The sequence below is a fragment of the Inquilinus limosus genome (assembly GCF_002195995.1).
GTDB lineage: Bacteria > Pseudomonadota > Alphaproteobacteria > DSM-16000 > Inquilinaceae > Inquilinus > Inquilinus limosus_C.
Window position 1 is genome coordinate 64625 of the sequence record NZ_NHON01000038.1, and the last position, 21702, is coordinate 86326.

Below are 21702 nucleotides of genomic sequence, written 5' to 3' on the forward strand. Positions count from 1 at the left end.
CGGTCACGGCGACTTCCTGCCGGTCCAGTACTGGTTCCTGTCATAGGTCGCCGACCAGGTGAGGCCCTGGACCGTCTTGCGGCTGGCGATCACCTCGGACAGCTGGAACATGAAGGCGAAGGGCGACACCTGCTGGTGGCGGCGCTGCAGCTCGGCATAGATCTGCGCCCGCTTGGCGCCGTCGGTCTCGAGCGTGGCGCGCTGGGCGTCGGCGGTCATCGCCGCATCCTGCCAGCCATTGGCCCAGGCCTGGGTCTTCGAGGCGGTGGCGTCGCTGTTGTCGGTGTTGACCGCGAAGGTCCCGGCATTGGAGTCCGGATCCTCATAGTCCGGCCCCCAGCGGCCGATATAGACCTCGTGCTTGCGGGCGCGCTGCTTGGACAGGACCTGCCGCGCGTCGCCCGGGATCAGCTCCAGCGTCACGCCCGCCCGGGCGAAGCTGGCCTGCAGCGCCTGGGCGATGTCGATGTAGGGCGACTGGTTGATGACGTCCATCGTCGCCTTGAACCCGTCCGGCAGGCCCGCCTGGGCCAGCAGCGCCTTGGCCTTGTTGACGTCGAGCGTGAAGGGCGCGTCGTCGATCGACCCCAGCATGCCCGCCGGCACCAGGCTCTGATGCACGGTGGCGAGGCCATGCATGATGGTGGCGACGATGCCGTCATAATCGATCAGGTATTTCAGCGCCTGCCGCACCTCCGGCTTGTCGAAGGGCGGGTGCAGCACGTTGAAGCTGACATAGAAGATCGACATCTTCTGCACCGGCTCGAGCGTGATGTCGGCATTGCCCTGCAGCGACTTCAGCTGGTCCGGGGTCAGGTTGCGGGCGACGTCGACATCGCCCTTCTGCAGCAGCAGCAGCCGGCTCGAGGACTCCGGCACGTGGCGGATGAAGACCCGGTGGAATCCCGGCTGGCCCTGCCAGTAGCCGTCGTTCCGGTCGAACGCCAGCAGCTCGTTCGGCTTCCAGGACTGCAGCTTGAACGGGCCGGAGCCGGCGGAATGCGTCTTCAGCCAGTCATGGCCGAAATCGCCATTCGCCTCATGCTCCTGCACCAGCTTGCTGTCGACCACGGCGGTGACGGTGGAGGTCAGGCAGTTCAGCACGAAGGTTGGGGCGTAGGCCTTGTCGGTCCTGAACACCAGGGTGCGGTCGTCCGGCGCCGTCACCATCCGGTCGACATTCTCCGCCGTGAGGCCGAACTGGCTGACGATATAGGCCGGCGCCAGGTTCAGCTTGACCGCGCGCTGCAGCGACCAGGCGGCGTCCTTTGCCGTCAGCGGGTTGCCGGAGTGGAACTTGACCCCGTCGCGGATCCTGAAGGTGTAGGTCCGGGCGTCGTCCGACACCGTCCAGCTTTCGGCCAGCAGCGGCACCAGCTTGCTGGCGTCGGTGCGGTCATAGCCGATCAGCCGGTCATAGACCTGGGCCAGGTATTCGGTCGAGGAGGCCTCGAAGATCTCGGCCGGGTCGAGCGAGACCAGATCGTCGATCACCCAGGCCTCGACCAGCGTGTCGGGCGGCGTGCCTGCCCTGGCCGTGAGGCCAGAGCAGGCGATCATCGCCGCGAGGACGCCGCAGGCGAACGTCTTCAGCACGGTTGCGGTCCTCGCTGCAGGTCAGGACTTCTTGCCGGTCCAGTAGAAGTTGCTGTCGAAGGCCGGGCCCCAGGTGATGCCCGAGACGTTCTTGCGCATCGCCGGCACCTCGGTCTGCTGGAACATCACGGCGAAGGGCGAGATCTCCATGTGCTTGCGCTGCAGATCCTCATAGATCTTCGCCCGCTTGGCGCCGTCGCGCTCGGTCACCGCGCTCTGCGCCAGCTTGGTCAGATCCGCATCCTGCCAGCCATTGCGCCAGGAGAGGGTCTTCGACTTGGCGTCGGCGCCGTTGTCGACATTGATGGCAAAGGTCTCGGCGTTCGAGTTCGGGTCCTGATAGTCGGTGCCCCAGCGGCCGATATAGATGTCGTGGTTGCGGGCCCGGTACTTGGTCAGGGTCTGCTTGTTGTCGCCGGGGATGATCTCGACCTGCACGCCGGCCTGGGCAAAGGTGCCCTGGATCGACTGCGCCATGTCCATCGACGGCGAGGCGTTCCAGACGTCGAAGGTGGTCTTGAAGCCGTCCGGCAGCCCGGCCTTGGCCAAGAGCTCCTTGGCCTTGGCGACATCGAGCTTGAACGGCGCGTCGGCGATCTCGCCCAGCATGCCCTGCGGGATGAAGCTCTCATGCTTCACCGCGATGCCGCGCATGAAGCTGTTGGCCATGCCGTCATAGTCGATCAGGTACTTCAGCGCCTGCCGCACCTCCGGCTTGTCGAAGGGCGGGTGCAGCGTGTTGAAGCTGATGTACCAGACCGAGCCCTTGGGCGCGTTCTCGAGCTTGATGTCCGGGTTGCCGTCGAGCGACTTCAGCTGCTCGGCGCTGAGGTTGCGGGCGACGTCGACATCGCCCTTCTGCAGCAGCAGCAGCTGGGTCGCCGGCTCGGAGACATGGCGGATGAAGACGCGGCGGAAGGCCGGCTTGCCCTGCCAGTAGTCGTCGTTGCGGTCCAGCACCAGGGACTCGTTGGGCTTCCAACCCTGCAGCTTGAACGGGCCGGAGCCGGCGGAATGCGTCTTCAGCCATTCATGGCCGAAATCGCCGTTCGCCTCATGCGCCTTCACCTCCTTGCTGTCGACCACCGAGGCGACGCCCGAGGTCAGGCAGTTCAGCACGAAGGTCGGGGCGTAGGCCTTGTCGGTCTTGAACACCAGCGTCCGGTCGTCCGGCGCCGTGACCATCTGGTCGACATTCTCCGCGGTCAGGCCGAACTGGCCGAGGATGAAGGCCGGCGACAGGTTCAGCTTCACCGCGCGCTGCAGCGACCAGGCCGCATCCTGGGCAGTCAGCGCGTTGCCGGAGTGGAACTTCACCCCGTCGCGGATCTTGAAGGTGTAGGTCAGGCCGTCATCGGAGACGGTCCAGCTCTCGGCCACGCCGGGCAGGATCTTGCTGACGTCCTTGACGTCGTAGCCGATCAATCGCTCATAGACCTGCGCCTGGTATTCGGCCGCCGAGAACTCGAAGATCTCGGCCGGGTCGAGCGAGATGATGTCGTCGATCTGCCAAGCCTCGACCAGAGTGTCCTTCGGCGTCTCGGCCAGGGCCGGGAGGCCCGTCGCCGGCAGGCTGGCGCAGGCCAGGATCGTCGCTGCGAGTATATTGCGGGTGAAACGCTTCAACACGTTTTCCCCTCCCTGTTTGTTATGTCCAAGACCACGGAACGGAACCGGACGGCCCACAGGTCTCCGGGGTCGGCCCATCTTCCGGGCCGCGTCGAACCGGAGTCAAGCCGCAGCCCCGGTCCTCCGGGTAACGTTCCCTGGGCCGGCATCCTGCCATCAAAAAAATTTTGATGGCAGCAAAAATCCGACTAGGCTCGCTTCCAGCAACGGGGGGCTCATGGTGGGGGACGCGGCAGCGCAGACAGCCGATGCACGGGCGGCCGTGCCGCATCTCGGCCGGGCCATCCGCGCCCGCCGCCGCGCGCTCGAACTCACCCTCAAGGACCTCGGCGAGCGCAGCGGCCTGTCGGTCGGCTTCCTGTCGCAGCTGGAGCGCGACCTGGCCTCGCCGTCGCTGAGCGCCCTGTCCGGCATCGCCGGCGCGCTCGGTGTGCCGCTCGACGCCTTCCTGGCCGCGCCGCGCCCGGCGAGCGGCCTGACCCGGCGCGGCGAGCGGCCGGTCTTCGCCATCGGCGACGCGCCGCCCGACCGCATCCGCTACGAGCGGCTGAGCGCCGCCTTCCCCGGCCAGGCGCTGAACGCCGTGCTGGTGCATGTGCCCCCGGGCTACGCGTCGGAGGCGGTGGAGCATGAGGGGGAGGAGATCGCCTTCGTGCTGGAGGGGTCGCTGCTGGTCGGCATCGGCGAGGAAAGCATCCGCCTCGATTCCGGCGACAGCCTGCACTACCCGGCCGGTCGGGCGCATCGCTGGAGCAACGCCCATGACGGCTGGACCCGGGTGCTGTGGACCGGGACGGCCCCGATCTTCGACCGATTGCGAGACGATTCATGACGACACTGACCGACCCGAAGGTAGCCCAGGCCGTGGCAACGCTGGCCGCGGCCCAGGCGGCGCCCGGCCAGCCGCAGGCGCTGTTCCGCGCCGCCGACGCCGCGTACCGCGCGCTGCTGGGCCACAGGTTGTTCACCATCATGGCACTGCGCGCCGACGCGGCGGAGGCGGAGCGGGTCTACACCAACGACGCCGCCAGCTACCCCGTCACCGGCCGCAAGCCGATGCAGGAGAACCGCTGGTCGGCCCAGGTGATCGGCCGGCGCGAGGTGTTCCTGGGCCGCACTTTGGCCGAGATCGCCGAGGTGTTCCCGGACCATGAGCTGATCGGCTCGCTGGGCTGCGGCGCGGTGCTGAACGTCCCCGTGCTCTATGACGGGCGGGTGCTGGGCACGATCAACGTGCTGGACGCCGAGGGACGCTACGACGAGGCCGCCGCGGACCGCGGCCGCTGGCTGGCCCCGCTGCTGGTGCCGGCGCTGCTCTGACGACAACGCGAACAACGAACAGGGAGACAGAACATGCGGATCCTACCGGGCTTTCTTCTCGCTGCGGTTCTCGCGGCGCCGCTGGCCCCATCGCTGGCCGCCACGCCGGCCGATGCGCTGGTGGTGGCCAAGAACATCGACGACATCGTCAGCCTGGATCCCGCCCAGGCCTATGAGTTCACCTCCGGCGAGATCGTCACCAACACCTATGACCGGCTAGTGCAGTACGAGGCCGAGGACATGCAGAAGCTGGTCGGAGGGCTGGCCGAGAGCTGGGCGGTGTCCGACGACGGCAAGACCCTGGCCTTCAAGCTGCGGCCGGGCGTGACCTTCCAGAGCGGCAATCCGGTGCGGCCGGAGGACGTCGTGTTCTCCCTCGCCCGCGTGGTCAAGCTGGACAAGGCGCCGGCCTTCCTGCTGACCCAGTTGGGCTGGACCCCGGACAACGTCGCGCAGATGGTGCGCAAGACCGGCGATGCCGAGGTCACCATCACCACCACCGGCAGCTTCGCCCCCAGTTTCATCCTCAACGTCCTCGCCTCCCGCCCCGGCTCGATCGTCGACGAGAAGACGGTGACCGAGCACGCCAAGGACGGCGACCTGGGCAATGCCTGGCTGGGCCAGAACTCGGCCGGCACCGGCCCGTTCTCGCTGCGGTCCTACAAGCCGAACGAGTCGATCGCGCTGCGCGCCAACCCGGCCTATTTCCGCGGCGCCCCGGCGATGAAGTCGGTGATCTACCGTCATGTCGCCGAGCCGGCGACCCAGCGCCTGCTGCTGGAGGCCGGCGACGCCGACCTGGCGCGCGACCTGACGCCGGACCAGGTGGCGGCGCTGGAGGGCAAGGACGGCATCGCCATCGGCACCTATCCGCAGGCGGCGGTGCATTTCTTCAGCCTGAACCAGAAGGTGGCGGCGCTGCAGAACCCAAAGGTGTGGGAGGCGGTGCGCTACCTGGTCGACTATGACGGCATGACCAAGAGCTTCCTGCGCGGCCAGATGAAGATCCACCAGGCCTTCTGGCCCGAGGGCTTCCCCGGCGCGCTGAACGACACACCGTTCACGCTCGACGTCGCCAAGGCCAAGGCGCTGCTGGCCGAGGCCGGGGTCAAGGACGGGCTGACGATCAAGATGGATGTGATCTCCAGCCCGCCCTTCACCGAGATCGCGCAGTCGCTGCAATCGACCTTCGCCCAGGCCGGCATCACGCTGGAGCTGGTGCCCGGCACCGGCAGCCAGGTGATCACCAAGTACCGCGCCCGCAACCACGAGGCGGTGCTGCTGTACTGGGGGCCGGACTTCATGGACCCGCATTCCAACGCCGGCGCCTTCGCCTACAACGTCGACAATTCCGACGGTTCGCCGCAGAGCACCACCACCTGGCGCAATTCCTGGCTGGTGCCGGAGCTGAGCGCCGAGACCGAGGCGGCGCTGCAGGAGCGCGACGCCCAGAAACGCGACGCGATGTATGTCGACCTGCAGCGCAAGGTGCAGGCCTCCTCGCCGATCGTGATCATGTTCCAGGCGGTCAGCCAAGTGGCGATGGCGAAGTCGGTGCACGGCTACGCCAACGGCGCGACCACCGACCAGATCTACTACCGGCTGGTGACGAAGAACTAAGTCCAGAACGCAAAACCTAAACCGTCATGGCGAGCCCCGGAGGGGCGTGGCCATCCACGGGCCAATGCGAGCGGCCCCTGGATGGCCACGGCGCTGTGCGCCTCGCCATGACGGTGGGAGGCGGGTGAGTTCGCCGCCAAGGATCGATACATGACGAAGCCTGACATGACCGACAGCACGATCGAGACCGAACGCCTCGTCCTCCGCCCCCATCGGGCGGAGGATTTCGATGACCTCGCGGCGATGTGGGCGGATCCGGCGGTGACCCGCTTCGTTGGCGGCCGCGCTTCAACCGCGGAGGAAAGCTGGGCCCGGCTGCTGCGCTATGGCGGGCTGTGGGGGCTGTTCGGCTTCGGCTACTGGGCGGTGCGCGACCGCGCCACCGGCCGCTTCGTCGGCGATGTCGGCTTCGCCGATTTCCACCGGGGCATCGGGCCGGACTTCGACGGCGCGCCGGAGGCCGGCTGGGTCCTGGCGCCCTGGGCGCATGGCCAGGGCCTGGCCGGCGAGGCGGTGCGCGCCGCCTTGGCCTGGGCCGACGCCCGAGGCTGGGCGCGCAGCGTCTGCATCATCGACGAGGCGAATGCCCCGTCGCTGCGCCTGGCCGGTGCCCGCGGCTATCGCGAGATTGGCCGACCGACCTACAAGGACCACACGGTGATCCTGCTGGAGCGCCTGCGGCCAGGTTGACGGGAAGCCCCGGCGAAGCCATCGCCGGGCCTCAGATCCTCTTGCCCCGACGGCGCCGCCTGCAGCAGCATGGCCTCATGGATAGGCGGCCTTGCACACCGCCATGATGGTGTCGCGGAGCCAGCGATGCCCGGGATCGGCGTCCAGGCGGGGATGCCAGATGGCGGACACGTTGAAGTCGGGCGTCCGGACCGGCAGCTCGAAACCTTCGAGGCCCAGCAGCGCGGCGTGATCCGCCGCCAGAGGGTTGCCGAGGCATGACCGCGGCACCAGCGCGACGAGGTCCGAGCGGCGCGCGATCCGCATCGCGTCGGGATATCCGGGAACGACGAGCGGGACCGACCGCGTCAGGCCCAGCCTCGCCAGGGCGTCGTCGACCGTTTCGGCGACATCGCCCTCGCGCGACGCCACGACGTGGCGGCAGGCGGCATAGCGTTCCGGCGTCACGCCCCCGGCGTCCAGCAGCGGATGCCCGATCCGGGCGACGCCGACATACCGGTCCCGGAACAGCAGCTGGGTCCGCACCTCCGGCGCCGAGGTGCCGAGCACCCCGATCTCCAGGTCGATCAGCCCTTCCCGCAGCGGCCGGGCATCCTTGTCGGGCTTGGGCGCGAAACGCAGGCGGACATGCGGGGCATCCGCGGCGACCGCCGCCATCAGCGGGGCGGCCAGGAACTCGACGAATCCCTCGCCGGCGCGGAGGGTGAAGGTCCGGTGCAGCGAGGCCAGGTCCAGCCGGCTGGCCGGCGGCCGAAGCACCGCCCGGGCGTCCCGGGTGAGCGCATGGACCCGCGCGCCCAGCTCCTCCGCATAGGGCGTGGGGGCGAGCGACCGGCCGGCCTGCACCAGCAGCGGGTCGCCCGTCGCCAGGCGCAGCCGCGCCAGCGCCCGGCTCGTCGCCGAGGGGCTCAGGCCGAGGCGGCGGGCCGCGCCCGTCACGCTGCGCTCGGTGAGCAGCGCGTCCAGCGCGATCAGGAGGTTCAGGTCCACGCCTTGCATGGCCCTGGAATAGACCATCGGCCCGGCCAGGCATAGCGTTGCATGCAATCGTTCATTTCGTTCTGTGCGTCTGGCGCAAGCATCGACGGTCCGCCATATCAGCGGCCGACCCCACCAGCGAAGGCATCGAGCCATGCCCCATCCCCACCCGTCCCGCCGCACCATCCTGCTCATCGGCGCCTCGCGCGGCCTCGGCCATGCCATGGCGGCCGAGTTCCTGAAGCAGGGCTGGAACGTCGTCGGCACCGTCCGCGACGGCCCCCGGACCCTGCTGCACGACCTGGCGGACGCGCATGCCGGCCGGGTCGAGATCGAGACCCTGGACATCTGCGCCCCCGACCAGATCGCGGCGCTGCGCGGCCGCCTGTCCGGCCGGATGTTCGACATGCTGTTCGTCAATGCCGGGACCACCAACCGGGACCCGACGCAGACGATCGGCGAGGTGTCGACCGACGACTTCGTCCACCTCATGATCACCAACGCCCTCAGCCCGATGCGGGTCATCGAGAGCCTGGAGCCCTGCGTGGCCGCGACCGGCCTGATCGGGGTGATGTCGTCCGGGCAGGGCAGCATCGGCAACAACGAGACCGGCCAGCGGGAGCTGTATCGCGGCACCAAGGCGGCGCTGAACATGTTCATGCGCAGCTTCGCCGCCCGCCAGGCCGGGACGTCGCGCGCCCTGGTGGCGATGGCGCCCGGCTGGGTCCGCACCGACCTGGGCGGCCCGGATGGAAAGCTCTCGATCGAGGAGAGCATTCCCAGCCTGGTGCAGGTCCTGCTCGCCAAGCAGGCGACGCCGGGGCTGCAGTATCTCGACTATCTGGGCCGCACCGTTCCCTGGTAGGTGACCGGAGGGGTGCGGAGGCGGAGCATCAGGGTTGCCCTGGCCATGCTTGACGCAGGCCGCCGGCCGCCGCTTCCATTCCAGCGACGTCCGGTCATCAGGCTCCGCGCCCCTCGGCGGCCTCCTGATCGCAGCGCCTGGATTGCCGCTCGGAACGACCGTGGAGGCCGGCATATGTCGCGATTGGCCCTGGGCCTGGTGCTGTCGGCGAGCCTCGCGGCAAGCGGGGCCGCGCTGGCCGAGGATGCCGGCAGCGGCAAGCTGACCGGGGATTGGGGCGGCCTGCGCACGGATCTGGCGAAGGCCGGCGTGGATGTCCAGCTCGGCTACACCTCCGAGCTCGCCTATAACGCGGCCGGCGGCACGAAGGACCAGCTGAGCTATACTGACCAGTTGAGCTTCGGCGCCACCTTCGACCTCGACCGCCTGCTGGGGGTGCATGACGCCAAGATCCAGCTGACGATCACCGACCGCAACGGCCGCAACCTCAGCGACGATGCCCATCTCGGCACGCTGCAGCAGGTGCAGGAGGTGTTCGGCCGCGGCCAGACCTGGCGCCTGACCCAGTTCTGGTACGACCAGAAGTATTTTTCCGGGCTGCTGGACTGGAAGATCGGCCGGCTGACCGTCGGCGAGGATTTCGCGAGCTTCAGCTGCAAGTTCCAGAACCTGACCTTCTGCGGGTCGCAGCCCGGCAACATCGTCGGCAACTACTGGTACAACTGGCCGGTCAGCCAATGGGCCACCCGCCTGAAGGTCAACATCGAGGGCGTCGGCTATATCCAGACCGGCGCCTATCAGATGAATCCGGGCTTCCTGAACGTCACCGACGCGGTGCTGCCGAACAACCCGTCCGGCACCACCGGCGTGATGATCCCGGTCGAGTTCGGCTGGACCCCGACGCTGGGTCCGGCCGCCCTTCCCGGCAGCTACAAGTTCGGCGCCTGGTACGACACCTCGACCGCGAGCGACGTGTTCGACGACGACGACGGCAACCCCGAAGTTCTGACCGGCCGGCCGTTCAAGGACCGGCACGGCCGGTATGGCGCCTATATCAACTTCCTGCAGCAGCTGACGCGCCCGGACCCCGACGACCCGGCCCGCGGCCTCAGCGTCTTCCTCAACGCCAGCATCGCCGACCGGCGGACCTCGACGATCGACGACCAGGTCGCCCTCGGCCTGATATACACCGGGCCCTTCGACGCCCGCCCGAAGGACGAGATCGGCGTGGCCTTCGGCCGGACCCATGTCAACGGCCGGGTGGCGAGGGGCCAGCGGCTGCTGAACGATGCGGGGCTCGGCCCCGTCGCCGTGCAGGACGCCGAATACGCGTTCGAGGTCTATTACGGCCTGCAGGCGACCGACTGGCTGATGGCGCGCCCGAACATCCAGTATGTCCGGCTTCCCGGCGGCACCCGGCACAACGACGACGTCGTGGTCATCGGCCTGAAGACCTCGATCGACTTCTGACCCGGGCCAGCCCAGCCGCCGTCGACGGGCGCAGGCGCCTCACAGCGCCGACACCCTTCCGCGACAATCTCCGGGACCGACGGCCTCCGCGTCAGAACCGGTAGGTCAGGTTCAGCCGCACGCTGCGGCCTGGCTCGGTGTAGTAGCGCAGCGGCTGGGTCGGGCTGTCGGGGATGTTGAGCGCGTCATAGTATTTCCGGTCGAACAGGTTGAACACGCCCGCCTGGATGCGCACGCCGTTCAGCCGCTCCGGCTCCCACCAGCCGGTCAGGTCGACGATGGCGTAGCCCGGCGCCTTGAACTGGGTGTCCTCCTCGACCTTGTCGCGCTTCGTCGCCATGGTCACCGAGGCGTCGGCGCCCCAGCTGGTCGAATCGTAGCCGAGGCCGACGATGGCGCGCAGCGGCGGCACCGAGTTCAGATAGACCTCGGCCCCCTCGTCACGGCCCACCGCCCAGGCCAGCGAGGCCCAGCTGCGCCAGCCGTCGCCGAAGCGCCAATGCGCCGCCGCCTCGATGCCGTAGATCCGCACCCGCGCCCGGTTCTCATAGGAGGTGACGCCGAGCGGATAGCTGCCGGATGGCACGCCGACGCTGGCGGGGTCGACGCTGACGCTGTCGATGAAGTTGCGGTACCAGTTGTCGAACCAGGTGATCGAGCCGCCCAAATCGTCATCGCCCAGCCGCGCCCCGATCTCGTAGCCGCTGCTGGTCTCCGGCTTCAGGTCCGGGTTGCCGAGGCTGAGATAGGTGCCGGGGCCGCCATAGTTCAGGTACAGCTGGGTGGCGGTCGGCGCCTTGAAGCCCCTGGCCCACTGGGCATAGAAGGTGACCTCGTCCAGCGCCTGCCAGGACACCGCCACCTTCGGCGACAGCGCGCTGTCGGAGGAGGAGGACGGCAAGCCCGACACGTTCGGGTTGTCGCGATACGCCGCCGTCTCGTGCGGGTTCAGCTCGTACCAGTCGAAGCGCAGGCCGGGGGTCAGCTTCACCCGGCCGTCCAGCATCGCGATCTCGTCCTCGGCGTAGAGGCCGACGGTGTTGCCGCGCACCTCCGGCATGTCGGCCTGGTTGCTGTGCAGGAAGCCGCACAGCCGCGGCCCGAAGATCGCCGGCCGGGTCGTCGGCGTCGTCGGGCAGTTGTCGAAGCCGCCGGAATGCTGCTCCACCCCGATGTGATAGTACTCGCCGCCCACCGTCAGGCGGTTCGCCAGGCCTGCCAGGTCGACCGATTTCTCGGCCTCGCCGTTCACGCCCCACAGCGTCTGCTCGATCCGGTTCTTCCGGCTGTAGCGGCCGCTGGGATAGCCGTACTGGAACGGGTCGCCCGGGATGATGGAGGCGCGGGAATCGACGCCGCGCAGCCCGTCATTGCCGTCGACGCGCTCGGTCTGCAGCCAGTACGCCGTCAAATGCGCCCGGTCGAGGAAGCCGCCCGATTTCGGCGCAGTGTAGTCGTAGTCGATCGAGGCCCGCTTGCGCTCGCTGCGCTCCAGCCCGTCGTCATGGCCGATCAGGTAGCTCTGGCCCGCCCCCTGGTCGGTGCGGATGTCGAGATTGTCCTGGCGGCGGAAATATTCGCCGGTGAAGGACAGGCGGTGGCCGCCCTCGAACTGATGCGCCAGCTTCACCAGCAGGCTCTGCTGGTCGTAGTCGTCCGGGTTCGGTTTGGTGCGGCCGGCGCCGAAGCCGCCCACATTCCCGCGATTGTCGAGCTCGTGGCCGATGCGGAAGCCGCCCTGCAGCATCAGGGTTGTGTCGGTGGCGATGCGGCCGGCCACCGCGGCGGTGCCGCCGACGCTGTCGTCGTCGCCCTGATAGCCGAACTTGGCGATGCCGCCGAAGTCGCGGCCGTCGGCGATCAGGTCCTCCGGTTCGAAGGTGCGCAGCGCCAGCACGCCGCCCAGCGCGCCCGAGCCGTAGCGGCTGGAATCGGCGCCGCGGACGACGTCGATCCTGGACAGGGTGTCGAAGTCGAAGCTGCGCAGCCCGCCGCGGACGTTGCGGGCGCCGTCGTCGAGATAGGGCAGCCGGATGCCGTCGATCGTGGTCAGCACCCGATCCCCGTCCAGGCCGCGGATGTTGATGCTGTCGTTCTGGCGGTTGAAGTTGATCCCGGCATCGACGCGGCGGCCGAGATCGGTCCAGCTGCGCACGAAGCGCTGGTCCAGCTCCTGCCGGTCGGTGCTGTCGGTCCAGGCCGGCTGGTCCTCGACCTTGGCGCCGGTGACCGCGATCGGGGCCAGTTGCAGCGTCGTGCCGGCCGAGGCCGGAGCAGCGGGAGCCGCCGTCACCGTTTCGGACGCCGGCTGCGCGAGAGCGATCCCGCCGCCCAGACCCAGGGCGCCCAGCGCCACGCCCAGGCGCAGCGCGCCGTGATACCGACCGACCATGCAACGACCCCCATTCCGCGAGATTGTTTCCGGCGGCTGGGGGCGATCCGACCTGGCTGAACCGGGATTGCGGCGCGGCGGCCTTCCGTCTGCGGCCCCGCGCGATCCGGCTGTGAGTTATCCGCAGCGGCGCCGGAACGTCAACAATATTCTGCAAATCATTATCAATCTCATTCTATTGGACACGAAACCAGATTCGAAAAGCATCCGCGGACCTCGCTGACGCCTTCGGCAAGAGAAACATCCACAACATTCTTAAGAAAACCTGGTGAAGCGACATCTGCCTGCAACAAACCTTGGCTACGGTCCCGCCACATTTGAAACAGCGCCATTACCGGCGTCGCAATCCCAGGATTCGCGGCGGGGGTGGCGCTGTCCCTTACGCATGTCCGGCAACCACTGCCCCGACGCGACCGGAGCGTCGAGTTTCTCTTCGAGGGTCCGAGATGACATCCGAAAGCAGGCGCGACTTCCTGAAGATGGCGGGAGCCGCCGCCGGCGGCGCCGCCGCGCTGTCGATGTTCCCGCCGGTGATCCGCGACGCGCTGGCCATCCCGGCGCACAACGCCACCCGCTCGATCAAGGATGTCGAGCATGTGGTGATCCTGATGCAGGAGAACCGGTCCTTCGACAACTATTTCGGGACCTTCCCGGGCGTCCGCGGCTTCGGCGACCGCTTCACCATCCCGCTGGAGAATGGCCGCACCGTGTTCCAGCAGTGGAACGGCAACCGCGTGGTGATGCCGTATCACCTGGATTCGAAGAAGGGCAACGCCCAGCGCGTCAACGGCACGCCGCACAGCTGGAACGACATGCAGGCGGCCTGGGCCAACGGCCAGATGAACCAGTGGCCGCTGTTCAAGCAGAACCAGTCGATGGGCTACTACACGGAGACGGAAGTCCCGTTCCAGTTCGCCCTCGCCAACGCCTTCACCCTCTGCGACAGCTACCACTGCTCGCTGAACGGCGGCACCAACCCGAACCGGCTGTTCCACTGGACCGGCACCAACGGCGCGACCGGCGCCGGCGTCGCCGCGGTGGTCAATGAGTGGGACGATTTCGGCCCGTCCAGCCAGGGCTACACCTGGACGACCTATCCGGAGCGGCTGCAGAAGGCCGGCATCTCCTGGAAGGTCTACCAGAACATCCCGGAGAATTTCGGCGACAACCCGCTGGTCGGCTTCAAGCAGTACCGCCGCGCCAGCGAGGCCGCGGGCAACGGCCCGAACGGCAGCCCCTACGTGCCCTGGACGCCGGCGATCGACCAGGCCCAGCCGCTGTACAAGGGCATCGGCAACACCATGCCGCAGAGCGCCCTGACCACCCCGGCCAGCAACCGGCTGGTCGAGTTCCGCGCCGACATCGCGGCCCGCAAGCTGCCGCAGATCTCCTGGATCGTCGCGCCGGCGACCTATTCCGAGCATCCCGGCCCGTCCAGCCCGATCCAGGGCGCCTGGTACATCCAGGAGGTGCTGTCGGCGCTGATCGCCGACCCGGACCTGTGGAGCCGCACCGTCCTGATCGTCAATTTCGACGAGAATGACGGCTTCTTCGACCATGTGCCGTCGCCGGCGGTGCATTCGCTGAACCCGGACGGCAGCCCGGCCGGCGCCTCGACCCTGTCGGACCAGGCGATCGCCTTCGAGCGCTTCAACTACCCGGTGCCGCCCGGCACCACCGGCCAGCCCAAGCCGGACGGCCGCGTCTTCGGCCCCGGCCCGCGCGTCCCCTGCTACATCGTCTCGCCCTGGAGCCGCGGCGGCTGGGTGAATTCGGAGGTGTTCGACCACACCTCGGTGCTGCGCTTCCTGGAGACCCGCTTCGGGGTGCAGGAGCCGAACATCCCGCCCTATCGCCGCGCGATCTGCGGGGACCTGACCTCCGCCTTCAACTTCGTCAACCCGAACAACGAGCGGCCGCCGCGGCTGCCGAGCCAGACCAAGGCGCAGGCCGACGCCGTCCGCGCGCAGCAGGAGACGCTGCCGCAGGTGCCGCTGCCGGCCGAGGCCAGCCAGGCGGCGCCGCGCCAGGAACGGGGCATCCGCCCGTCGCGGGCCCTGCCCTATGAGCTGACCGTCAACGGCGAGGCCGACGACAACCGGGTGAAGCTGAGTTTCCTCAACACCGGCAAGGCGGGCGCGGTGTTCCATGTCTATGACCGGCTGCATCTCGACCGGGTGCCGCGGCGCTATTCGGTCGAGGCCGGCAAGTCGCTGGACGGCGAGTGGACCACGTCCCCCGACTACGGCAAGTACGACCTGTGGGTGCTGGGGCCGAACGGCTTCCACCGGCACTTCACCGGCACCGTCGCCAATGGCGGCCGCAAGGCCGAGCCGGAGATCGCGGTCAGCTACGACAAGCGCGCCTGCGGCCTGATCGTGCGGCTGATCAACCGCGGCAGCAGCCCCTGCGTGTTCACGCTGAAGGCCAATGCCTACAGCCTGTTCAACTTCCCCTGGCGCCAGCTGGTGCTGCCGCACGGCCAGTCGACCGCCTACCTGCCGCTGCTGCTGTCGGGCCGGTGGTACGACTTCACCGCGCGGATCGAGGGCGACAGCCTGTTCACCCGGCGCTTCGCCGGGCGGCTGGAGGACGGCACGCCCAGCGTGTCCGATCCCGCCTTCGGCCAGGCGAACCTGGTCTGATCGAGACGCCCCCGCGCCGGCTTCCTGGCCGGCGCGGCCCCTTCCCCCGGCGCCGTGCTAGGATCGACGGAACGAACAGGGGGAGGACCATCATGCGTCGCGTGTCGCTGGGCCTTGCGAGCCTGATCGCGGTGGCCGGGCCGGCCTGGGCGGCCGGCGAGTACGGCGTGTTCTGCGCCGATAATCGCATCGAGATCGAGATGCGGACCCTGGAGCAGGAGAAGACCGCCCGCGGCAGCAATGTCTGCCAGTTCGGCAGCTTCGACTACCTCTCCGACGCCCAGAGCTTCGTGGCCAAGAACTTCGGCAGCCAGGGCGCCGCTTGCAGCTGCAAGTGAGGCCTGCCCTTTTGCCGTCACTCCCGCCAAAGCGGGACTCCCTTTCCATTGAAAGCGTCGAGAGATCCTCACTTCGCGGGGATGACGAACTGGTTGTGAAAATCTCAGCAACGGCGATCGGGAGCGGACGAGTTCGGGCTGCTCTAGATCGTTAAGCGTACCCGTAATCCCACGCACCAGCCGTTCCGAGAGCCTTTTGAAAAGCCTCGCGGCCTGTGCCGTTGAGCCAGGAACGGAAGGATTGCAGATTGGGATTGGTCTCCCGCAGAGCATCGAGGTTCGCCTTCCCCGTAAGTCGTCCAGCATCGAACAACTCGGTCAGTTCCGCGAGGAAGGGATTGGCTGACAGGACCTCGTCGGAAAAGCGCGCATAGGGTATGGGACGACCCGCGGCCTCGGTAAACAAGGCCTCCAGCTCTCGACCTGTAACGGTATCACTTGCGACCTCGATCGTCGCGCCGCCGAAGTGCCCCGAATCGGCGAAGATCGCCGCGACGAATTTGCCGATATCCTCGACCGCTAGAAGCTGCATCGGCTGGTCTCTCTTGACGAAGAAATTGAACTGGCCCTGGTCCAGGCCGAAGCCAGGCATCAGCAGCATCTCCATGAAAGCCACCGGCCGGATCACTGTCGCGATGATCGGCAGCGTGCGGATATGGGCCTCAATGCGGGCCTTCGTATCGAAATGTCCCATGCCGGTCGGTTGGTCGCCGACGGCCCCGGAGGAGCTGTAGACGAGGTGTTGGACGGCGCTCTCGACCGCGAGATCGGCAATTGCGATTCCGTAGCGCAACTCTTCTTCGTCGGTCAGCCCGAGATCGGGCCCCTGACCCGAACTCGGTTGCACGCTGAAAACGCCGCGGACGCCCTTCATTCCCTCGCGAATCGATTGGACACAGGCAAAATCGCCCTGCACCAGCTCGACACCGACGTCGTTCAGCGCGATCGATTTCGCTGACTGAGGATTGCGCACCAAAGCACGAACCGGCCAGCCCGCCTCAAGAAGCGCGGAAGCGACCGATCCGCCCTGTTGACCAGTGGCGCCGAATACCAAGATCGGCTGCTTGTTATCGGACATGGAACACCCTCGTGTTTGAACAAGGGTTACTCATATATACCACTGCGGAACAGCCGGAAGACGGCACATTTCTCTACCTCAGGCACAAGGATGGTACGCTTGGACCGAGTGATTCACGGACGACCCTATGAGGAAACCGGCCAAGGCCTCGTGTTCAGGCCCTGCGCCCCCCACAGCGTCCTCGCTCGCCTCGGCGACAAATGGACGGTCCTCGTCATGAGCCATCTCGCGGTGGCGTCCGGACATCGACTCCGCTTTTCGAGTCTCAAGGCCGGTATCGAGGGAATTACTCAGCGCATGCTTACGCTCACGCTACGCAATCTGGAACGTGATGGCCTTCTGGTGCGCCACTACTTCCCGGAAGTGCCGCCGCGCGTCGAGTACGAACTGACTGAAATGGGCGCGAGCATGCTGCCTGCGCTCGAGGGATTCACCTCCTGGATCAGGGACAATTGGCCCCGTATCGAGCAATGCCGCCATGCCTATGACAGGGCCCGGCGTTGAAACGGAGCGACCCTATCCAGGCTCCGCCTGCAGCCACTCGCGAAGGACCGCCTTCAGGCGATACTTCGAAAAACTCGAATGGCAACAACCGGCGGGAAACGGCTGTTCGAGGAGTACTCAGCGTCAGATGTTGACATCCAGGGACAGGAAAACGTCCTCACCACTCGAACGCGTCGGTGCCCACCCGCTTGCCGACCAGCATCGCATCCGCGACCAGGCGCAAGGGCGCGCCGTCGACGTCGCTGCGGCGGGCGGCGAGCAGATCGGCGAAATGCGCGTAGATCCGCTCGTATTCCTCGCTCGGCGCCTCCGTCACGACCGTGCCGCCGACCGACAGCGCGCAGCCGCCCTTGAACAGCCGGGCCGGGCGGCCGTCGGCCGTCTCGATCGTCATGTGCCATTTCTCGTCGCCCTGCTCGCGCCAGTCGAAATCGGCGGTCAGGGCGGGCGCCGCGGGATCGGTGCTGCCGAAGACGAGTTGCGCCGCGATCGGCGTCTGCCGGTTGGCCGGATAGGTCAGGTCCGCGGTGCGGACGAAGGGCACGAAGGGCAGGATGCGGGTGAAGATCGACAGCGCGTTGATGCCCGGGTCGAACACGCCGAAGCCGCCGGGCGCCCACACCCAGTCCTGGCCCGGATGCCATTTCCGGACATCCTCGCGCCACTCGATCTTCACCGAGCGGACGCCGGCGGCCAGCAGCTCCCGCGCCGCCTCGACCGCCGGGTTGAAGCGCGAATGCCAGGTGGCGAACAGCACCCGGCCCTTCGCCGCCGCGGTGGCCTCGAGATCGGCCAGCTCGGTCAGCGTCGCCGCCGGCGGCTTCTCCAGCAGCACGTCCTTGCCGGCCAGCAGCGCCTCGCGGGCCAGGCCGTGGCGCACCTCCGGCGGGGTGTTGACCGCAACGATGCCGATGTCGGGCCGGGCGGCGTAGAGCTCCGCCGGGGTGCGGTAGCTCGGCACGCCGCCATGGCTGAGGCCGCGGGTGCTGACCACGGCCGCCAGCTCGAACGAATCGCTCTTGTCGATCACCGGCAGGTGCTGGTCCTGCGTGATCTTGCCGAGGCCGATGACGGCGATCTTGTGGGTGGCCAAAGGGGATCTCCTCGTCTCAGCGCGTCTTCTCGCCGCCCGCCGCGACGATCACGGCGATGATGATCAGGCCGGTCAGCACCAGCCGCAACCCGGTTCCGGTGCCGAGCGCGTTCAGCATCGTCACCAGCAGGAACAGGAACAGCGACGCCCCCCACAGCCCGGGCAGGTTGGCCCGGCCGCCGGCGACGCTGGTGCCGCCGATCACCACCACGGCGATCGAGTTCAAGAGGTAGTCCTTGCCCATGTCGAGCGAGGCGCCGCCGAAATATCCCGCCATCAGCGCCCCCGCCAGGCCGGCGAAGCCGCCGGACAGGGCATAGGTCAGGAAACGCGTGCGCTCGACCTTCACCCCGGCGAGATGGGCGGCGCGCGGGTTCTGCCCGACCGCCAGCACCGAGCGGCCGTAGATCGTGCGCTGCAGCACCACCGCCATGACCGCGGCCAGGGCGAAGCCGGCCACCGCCATCATCGGCACGCCCGCCACCTGCCAGGTGGTGAAGGCGGCGAAGCCGTCGGGCGGGGAGATGCGCAGGCCGCGGCCATAGGCGATGGCGACCGACTGGAACACCAGGCTGGAGGACAGGGTGGCGATGATCGGCGGCATGGCGAAGCCGCGGATCAGCGCCCAGTTGGCGATGCCGACCACGAGGCCGGCGGCCAGCGCTGCGGCGAGGCCCGGCAGGATCATGCCGTCCTGCCCAGCCATGACGATCATGGCGACCGAGCCGGACAGGGCGATGTTGGACGGGATCGACAGGTCGATATTGCCCGGCCCCATCGCGATCACGAACATCTGGCCGATGGCGACGACGACGAAGAACACGCCGAAACTGAGCGCCGCGGTCAGCACCTGCCCCGCCCCCTCGCCCGCCGCGATGGCCACCACCGCCAGCCACAGCAGCACGGCGCCGGCCCAGGACCACAGCCAGGGCCGGTCGGCGGTCCAGGTCGAAACTCGGGTCATCGCCGCCTCCGGCTGGTCAGGGCCCGCAAGGCCAGGACGATGATCAGGATCGCGCCCTGGGCGCCGATCTGCCAGTCGGGCGAGATCCGCATGAAGGTCAAGAGCGACCCGGCCAGGGTCAGCACCAGCGCCCCGGTCACCGCCCCGACCGGCGACACCCGCCCGCCGACGAAGTCGCAGCCGCCGAGGATGGCGCCGGCGATCGACAGCAGCGTGTAGCGCTGGGCGATGTTGGCGTCGCCCGAGGTGGAGAGGCCGAGCAGCGACAGGCCGGACAGCAGCCCGAACACCCCGGCCAGGGCGTAGAGCCCGACCCGGATCTTGAACAGCGACCAGCCGGCCCGGGCGATCGCCTTCGGGTTGCCTCCGGCGCCGCGCAGCACCGAGCCGAGGGCCGAGCGCATCAGGAACAGGTGCACCAGAGCGGCCAGCCCGATGGCGACCAGGATCGGCAGCGGCACGAAGGGCGGCTTCCAGCCCATCGCCGCGCGCAGCCAGGCCGGGCTGGCACCGCCCGGCGACGGCAGCACCAGGATGGCGAGGCCGAGCCAGACGAAGCTCATCCCCAGCGTGACCACCAGCGACGGCACGTTGCGCCAATGGATCAGCGCGCCGGCCGCGGCATAGGCCAGGACGCCGCCGAGCAGCACGGCGATGCCGAGCAAGGGTTCGTCGACCAGCCAGGTCGCGGCGACACAGGTGACGAAGCCGACATAGGCGCCGATGCCGAGGTCGAGGTCGTTGACCGTCAGCATGCACATCTGCGCCAGGGTGGCGAACATGATCGGGATCGCCAGGCCGAGCATCAGGTTCAGCCCGAAATAGCTCATCGTCCTCGGGTTGATCAGGAAGATCGGCACCAGGATCGCGACCAGCGACAGGAAGGGCAGCAGCGCCCGCCAGGTCGAGGCGCGGGTCAGCGGCGCGGTCCAGGATGGCCGCGGACGGGGCAAGGCAAGGTCTGTCATGAGGCGCGGCGCTCTTCCTCCGCGAAGGAGGCCTGGAGGACGGCGGATTCGGTCAGCTGCGACCGGCTGAGATCGGCGACGATGCGGTTGTTGCGGAACACATAGACATGGTCGCAGTGCTCCAGCTCCTCCATCTCGGTGGTGTACCAGAGGAAGCTGCGGCCCTGCTGCGCCTGGGCCCGGATCAACCCGTAGACCTCGTGCTTGGTGCCGACATCGACGCCGCGCATCGGGTCGTCCATCAGCACGGTGTCGGCGTCGCAGCCCAGCGCGCGGGCGAACAGCGCCTTCTGCTGGTTGCCGCCGGACAGGGTCAGGATCCCGCCGGACAAATCGGGGGCGCGGATGCCGATCCGCTCCTTCCACTCCCGCCCCAGCGCCGCCTCGGCGGCCGGCGAGATCAGGCCGAAGCGGCGCAGCGCCGCCAGCGAGCGGATGGTGATGTTGCGCTCGATCGACCACAGCGGGAACACGCCCTCGGTCTGGCGGTCGCCGGCGACGAAGGCGACGCGGCCGCGCACCTCCGCCCCGCCGCGGCGCAGGCCGAGGCGCGGGCCCGTGGCGGCGTCGTAGACGCGCTGCAGCAGGCGGCTCTGGCCATGCCCGGCCAGGCCGGCGAGGCCGATGATCTCGCCCTCGCGCGCCACCAGCTCCAGCCCCGCCCCGGGGGCGGCCGGCACCCGCACGCGGACCGGCGCCGAACGGTCGATCTCGGCCCGGGCCTCGGCGGCGGCGGAGGCGGCATGGCCCATGGCGGCGACCAGGCCGGGCTTGTCGATCTCGCCCGCTTTCCAGGCGCCGACCACCCGGCCGTCGCGCATCACCACGATGCGGCCGGCGGTGGACAGGATCTCGCCCAGGATGTGGGTGATCAGGATCACCGACAGCCCGTCGGCCACCCGCCGGCGGACATAGTCCAGCAGCTGCCCGGCGGCGACCGCATCGAGCGAGGAGGTCGGCTCGTCCAGGATGACGAGGTGCAGCGGCGCATCGGTCACACTGAAGGCGCGGGCGATCTCGACCATCTGGCGCCGGCCGATCGACAGGTCCGCGACCTCGGCCTCCGGCGCGATGCCGTGGCCGGGGAAGATGCGGTCGAGCGTGCCGATGATCAGGTCGCCGGCGCGGCGGCGCCAGCCCGGGCCGGTCAGGCCGGGATGGGTGATCCGCGCATTCTCCGCCACCGTCAGGTTGGGGCAGAGCGACAGCTCCTGGAACACGCAGCGGATGCCCAGCGCCTGGGCCGGCCCGATGGCGTAGCGGCCGGTGCGGTCCTCGCCCAGCACGGTCAGCCGCCCCTCGTCCGGCGCCAGGGTGCCGGCCAGCACGTTCATCAGCGTCGACTTGCCGGCGCCGTTGTGCCCGGCCAGGCCGAGGCATTCGCCGGGCGCTACGGCGAGGTCGACCCCGCCCAGCGCCCGCACCGCCCCGAAGCTCTTGGCCACGCCAGAGAAGTCGACGATCGGTACAGCGGTCATACGGAAGCCCCGGGTGACGGATCTGTCCCTATGGAGTCCCCCCTCCCCTTGCGGGAGGGGGGTAGGGGGAGGGG

The 21702-nt window shown here is 68.5% G+C and carries 18 protein-coding genes; 9 read left to right on the forward strand and 9 right to left on the reverse strand.

The annotated features are described in order from the left end of the window. Window positions 1–3: 3 nt before the first annotated feature. Complete coding sequence (locus tag BWR60_RS19985; protein ID WP_230983112.1) at window positions 4–1596, reverse strand: ABC transporter substrate-binding protein; 1593 nt, start codon at window positions 1594–1596, stop codon at window positions 4–6. 21 nt (window positions 1597–1617) lie between these two features. Next, complete coding sequence (locus tag BWR60_RS19990; RefSeq protein ID WP_230983113.1) at window positions 1618–3222, reverse strand: ABC transporter substrate-binding protein; 1605 nt, start codon at window positions 3220–3222, stop codon at window positions 1618–1620. A 220-nt stretch (window positions 3223–3442) separates the two neighbouring features. Between BWR60_RS19990 and BWR60_RS19995 the strand changes: the two genes are divergently transcribed. The 4 genes from BWR60_RS19995 (at window position 3443) to BWR60_RS20010 (ending at window position 6855) form a co-directional block, all read left to right on the forward strand. Continuing rightward, window positions 3443–4057 carry a helix-turn-helix domain-containing protein gene (locus BWR60_RS19995; RefSeq protein ID WP_088152765.1) on the forward strand — a complete coding sequence of 205 codons (615 nt, stop codon included), beginning with the start codon at window positions 3443–3445 and terminating at the stop codon, window positions 4055–4057. Beyond that, a complete protein-coding gene (locus BWR60_RS20000) occupies window positions 4054–4545 on the forward strand; it encodes a GAF domain-containing protein (RefSeq protein WP_088152766.1) in 492 nt (163 codons plus the stop codon). Before BWR60_RS19995 ends, BWR60_RS20000 begins: the two co-directional genes overlap by 4 nt. A 33-nt stretch (window positions 4546–4578) precedes the next feature. After that, complete coding sequence (locus BWR60_RS20005; protein WP_088152767.1) at window positions 4579–6165, forward strand: ABC transporter substrate-binding protein; 1587 nt, start codon at window positions 4579–4581, stop codon at window positions 6163–6165. 150 nt (window positions 6166–6315) lie between these two features. Continuing rightward, window positions 6316–6855 (forward strand): GNAT family N-acetyltransferase, encoded by a 540-nt coding sequence (locus BWR60_RS20010; protein WP_218823584.1) that lies wholly within the window; start codon window positions 6316–6318, stop codon window positions 6853–6855. Window positions 6856–6930: 75 nt separating this feature from the next. On the opposite strand, the gene BWR60_RS20015 is transcribed toward BWR60_RS20010, so the two are convergent. After that, on the reverse strand, window positions 6931–7854 hold the full coding sequence (locus BWR60_RS20015; protein ID WP_088152788.1) for a LysR family transcriptional regulator: 924 nt from the start codon (window positions 7852–7854) through the stop codon (window positions 6931–6933). Window positions 7855–7987: 133 nt separating this feature from the next. Here BWR60_RS20015 and BWR60_RS20020 point away from each other — a divergent pair, with 133 nt between their 5' ends. Together BWR60_RS20020 and BWR60_RS20025 are read left to right on the forward strand one after the other, a co-directional pair. Continuing rightward, complete coding sequence (locus BWR60_RS20020) at window positions 7988–8698, forward strand: SDR family NAD(P)-dependent oxidoreductase (RefSeq protein ID WP_088152768.1); 711 nt, start codon at window positions 7988–7990, stop codon at window positions 8696–8698. A gap of 174 nt (window positions 8699–8872) precedes the next feature. After that, entirely contained in the window at window positions 8873–10168 is a 1296-nt protein-coding gene (locus BWR60_RS20025; RefSeq protein WP_218823585.1) for a carbohydrate porin, read from the forward strand. Window positions 10169–10259: 91 nt separating this feature from the next. On the opposite strand, the gene BWR60_RS20030 is transcribed toward BWR60_RS20025, so the two are convergent. Next, the gene (locus tag BWR60_RS20030; protein ID WP_088152769.1) at window positions 10260–12560 is read right to left on the reverse strand and encodes a TonB-dependent hemoglobin/transferrin/lactoferrin family receptor; all 2301 of its coding nucleotides are present in this window, start codon (window positions 12558–12560) and stop codon (window positions 10260–10262) included. Window positions 12561–13006: 446 nt separating this feature from the next. Here BWR60_RS20030 and BWR60_RS20035 point away from each other — a divergent pair, with 446 nt between their 5' ends. Next, complete coding sequence (locus BWR60_RS20035; RefSeq protein ID WP_088152770.1) at window positions 13007–15205, forward strand: phosphocholine-specific phospholipase C; 2199 nt, start codon at window positions 13007–13009, stop codon at window positions 15203–15205. Between the two features lie 92 nt (window positions 15206–15297). Further along, window positions 15298–15543, forward strand: coding sequence for a hypothetical protein (locus BWR60_RS20040; protein WP_144445676.1), 246 nt, complete (start codon window positions 15298–15300; stop codon window positions 15541–15543). Between the two features lie 151 nt (window positions 15544–15694). Here BWR60_RS20040 and BWR60_RS20045 read toward each other — a convergent pair whose 3' ends face one another. Beyond that, window positions 15695–16621, reverse strand: a complete 927-nt coding sequence (locus BWR60_RS20045) for an NmrA/HSCARG family protein (RefSeq protein ID WP_088152771.1) — start codon at window positions 16619–16621, stop codon at window positions 15695–15697. 90 nt (window positions 16622–16711) lie between these two features. Here BWR60_RS20045 and BWR60_RS20050 point away from each other — a divergent pair, with 90 nt between their 5' ends. Continuing rightward, on the forward strand, window positions 16712–17125 hold the full coding sequence (locus BWR60_RS20050) for a winged helix-turn-helix transcriptional regulator (RefSeq protein WP_218823586.1): 414 nt from the start codon (window positions 16712–16714) through the stop codon (window positions 17123–17125). 157 nt (window positions 17126–17282) lie between these two features. On the opposite strand, the gene BWR60_RS20055 is transcribed toward BWR60_RS20050, so the two are convergent. Genes BWR60_RS20055 through BWR60_RS20070 form a run of 4 tightly spaced genes read right to left on the reverse strand, consistent with a single transcriptional unit; the run spans window position 17283 to window position 21628 of the window. Next, on the reverse strand, window positions 17283–18218 hold the full coding sequence (locus tag BWR60_RS20055; protein WP_088152773.1) for a Gfo/Idh/MocA family protein: 936 nt from the start codon (window positions 18216–18218) through the stop codon (window positions 17283–17285). Between the two features lie 16 nt (window positions 18219–18234). Beyond that, window positions 18235–19182 (reverse strand): ABC transporter permease, encoded by a 948-nt coding sequence (locus BWR60_RS20060; RefSeq protein WP_088152774.1) that lies wholly within the window; start codon window positions 19180–19182, stop codon window positions 18235–18237. After that, complete coding sequence (locus BWR60_RS20065) at window positions 19179–20150, reverse strand: ABC transporter permease (protein WP_088152775.1); 972 nt, start codon at window positions 20148–20150, stop codon at window positions 19179–19181. The genes BWR60_RS20060 and BWR60_RS20065 overlap by 4 nt, the downstream gene beginning before the upstream one ends. Then, the gene (locus tag BWR60_RS20070) at window positions 20147–21628 is read right to left on the reverse strand and encodes a sugar ABC transporter ATP-binding protein (RefSeq protein WP_088152776.1); all 1482 of its coding nucleotides are present in this window, start codon (window positions 21626–21628) and stop codon (window positions 20147–20149) included. Before BWR60_RS20070 ends, BWR60_RS20065 begins: the two co-directional genes overlap by 4 nt. Between the last annotated feature and the right edge of the window lie 74 nt (window positions 21629–21702).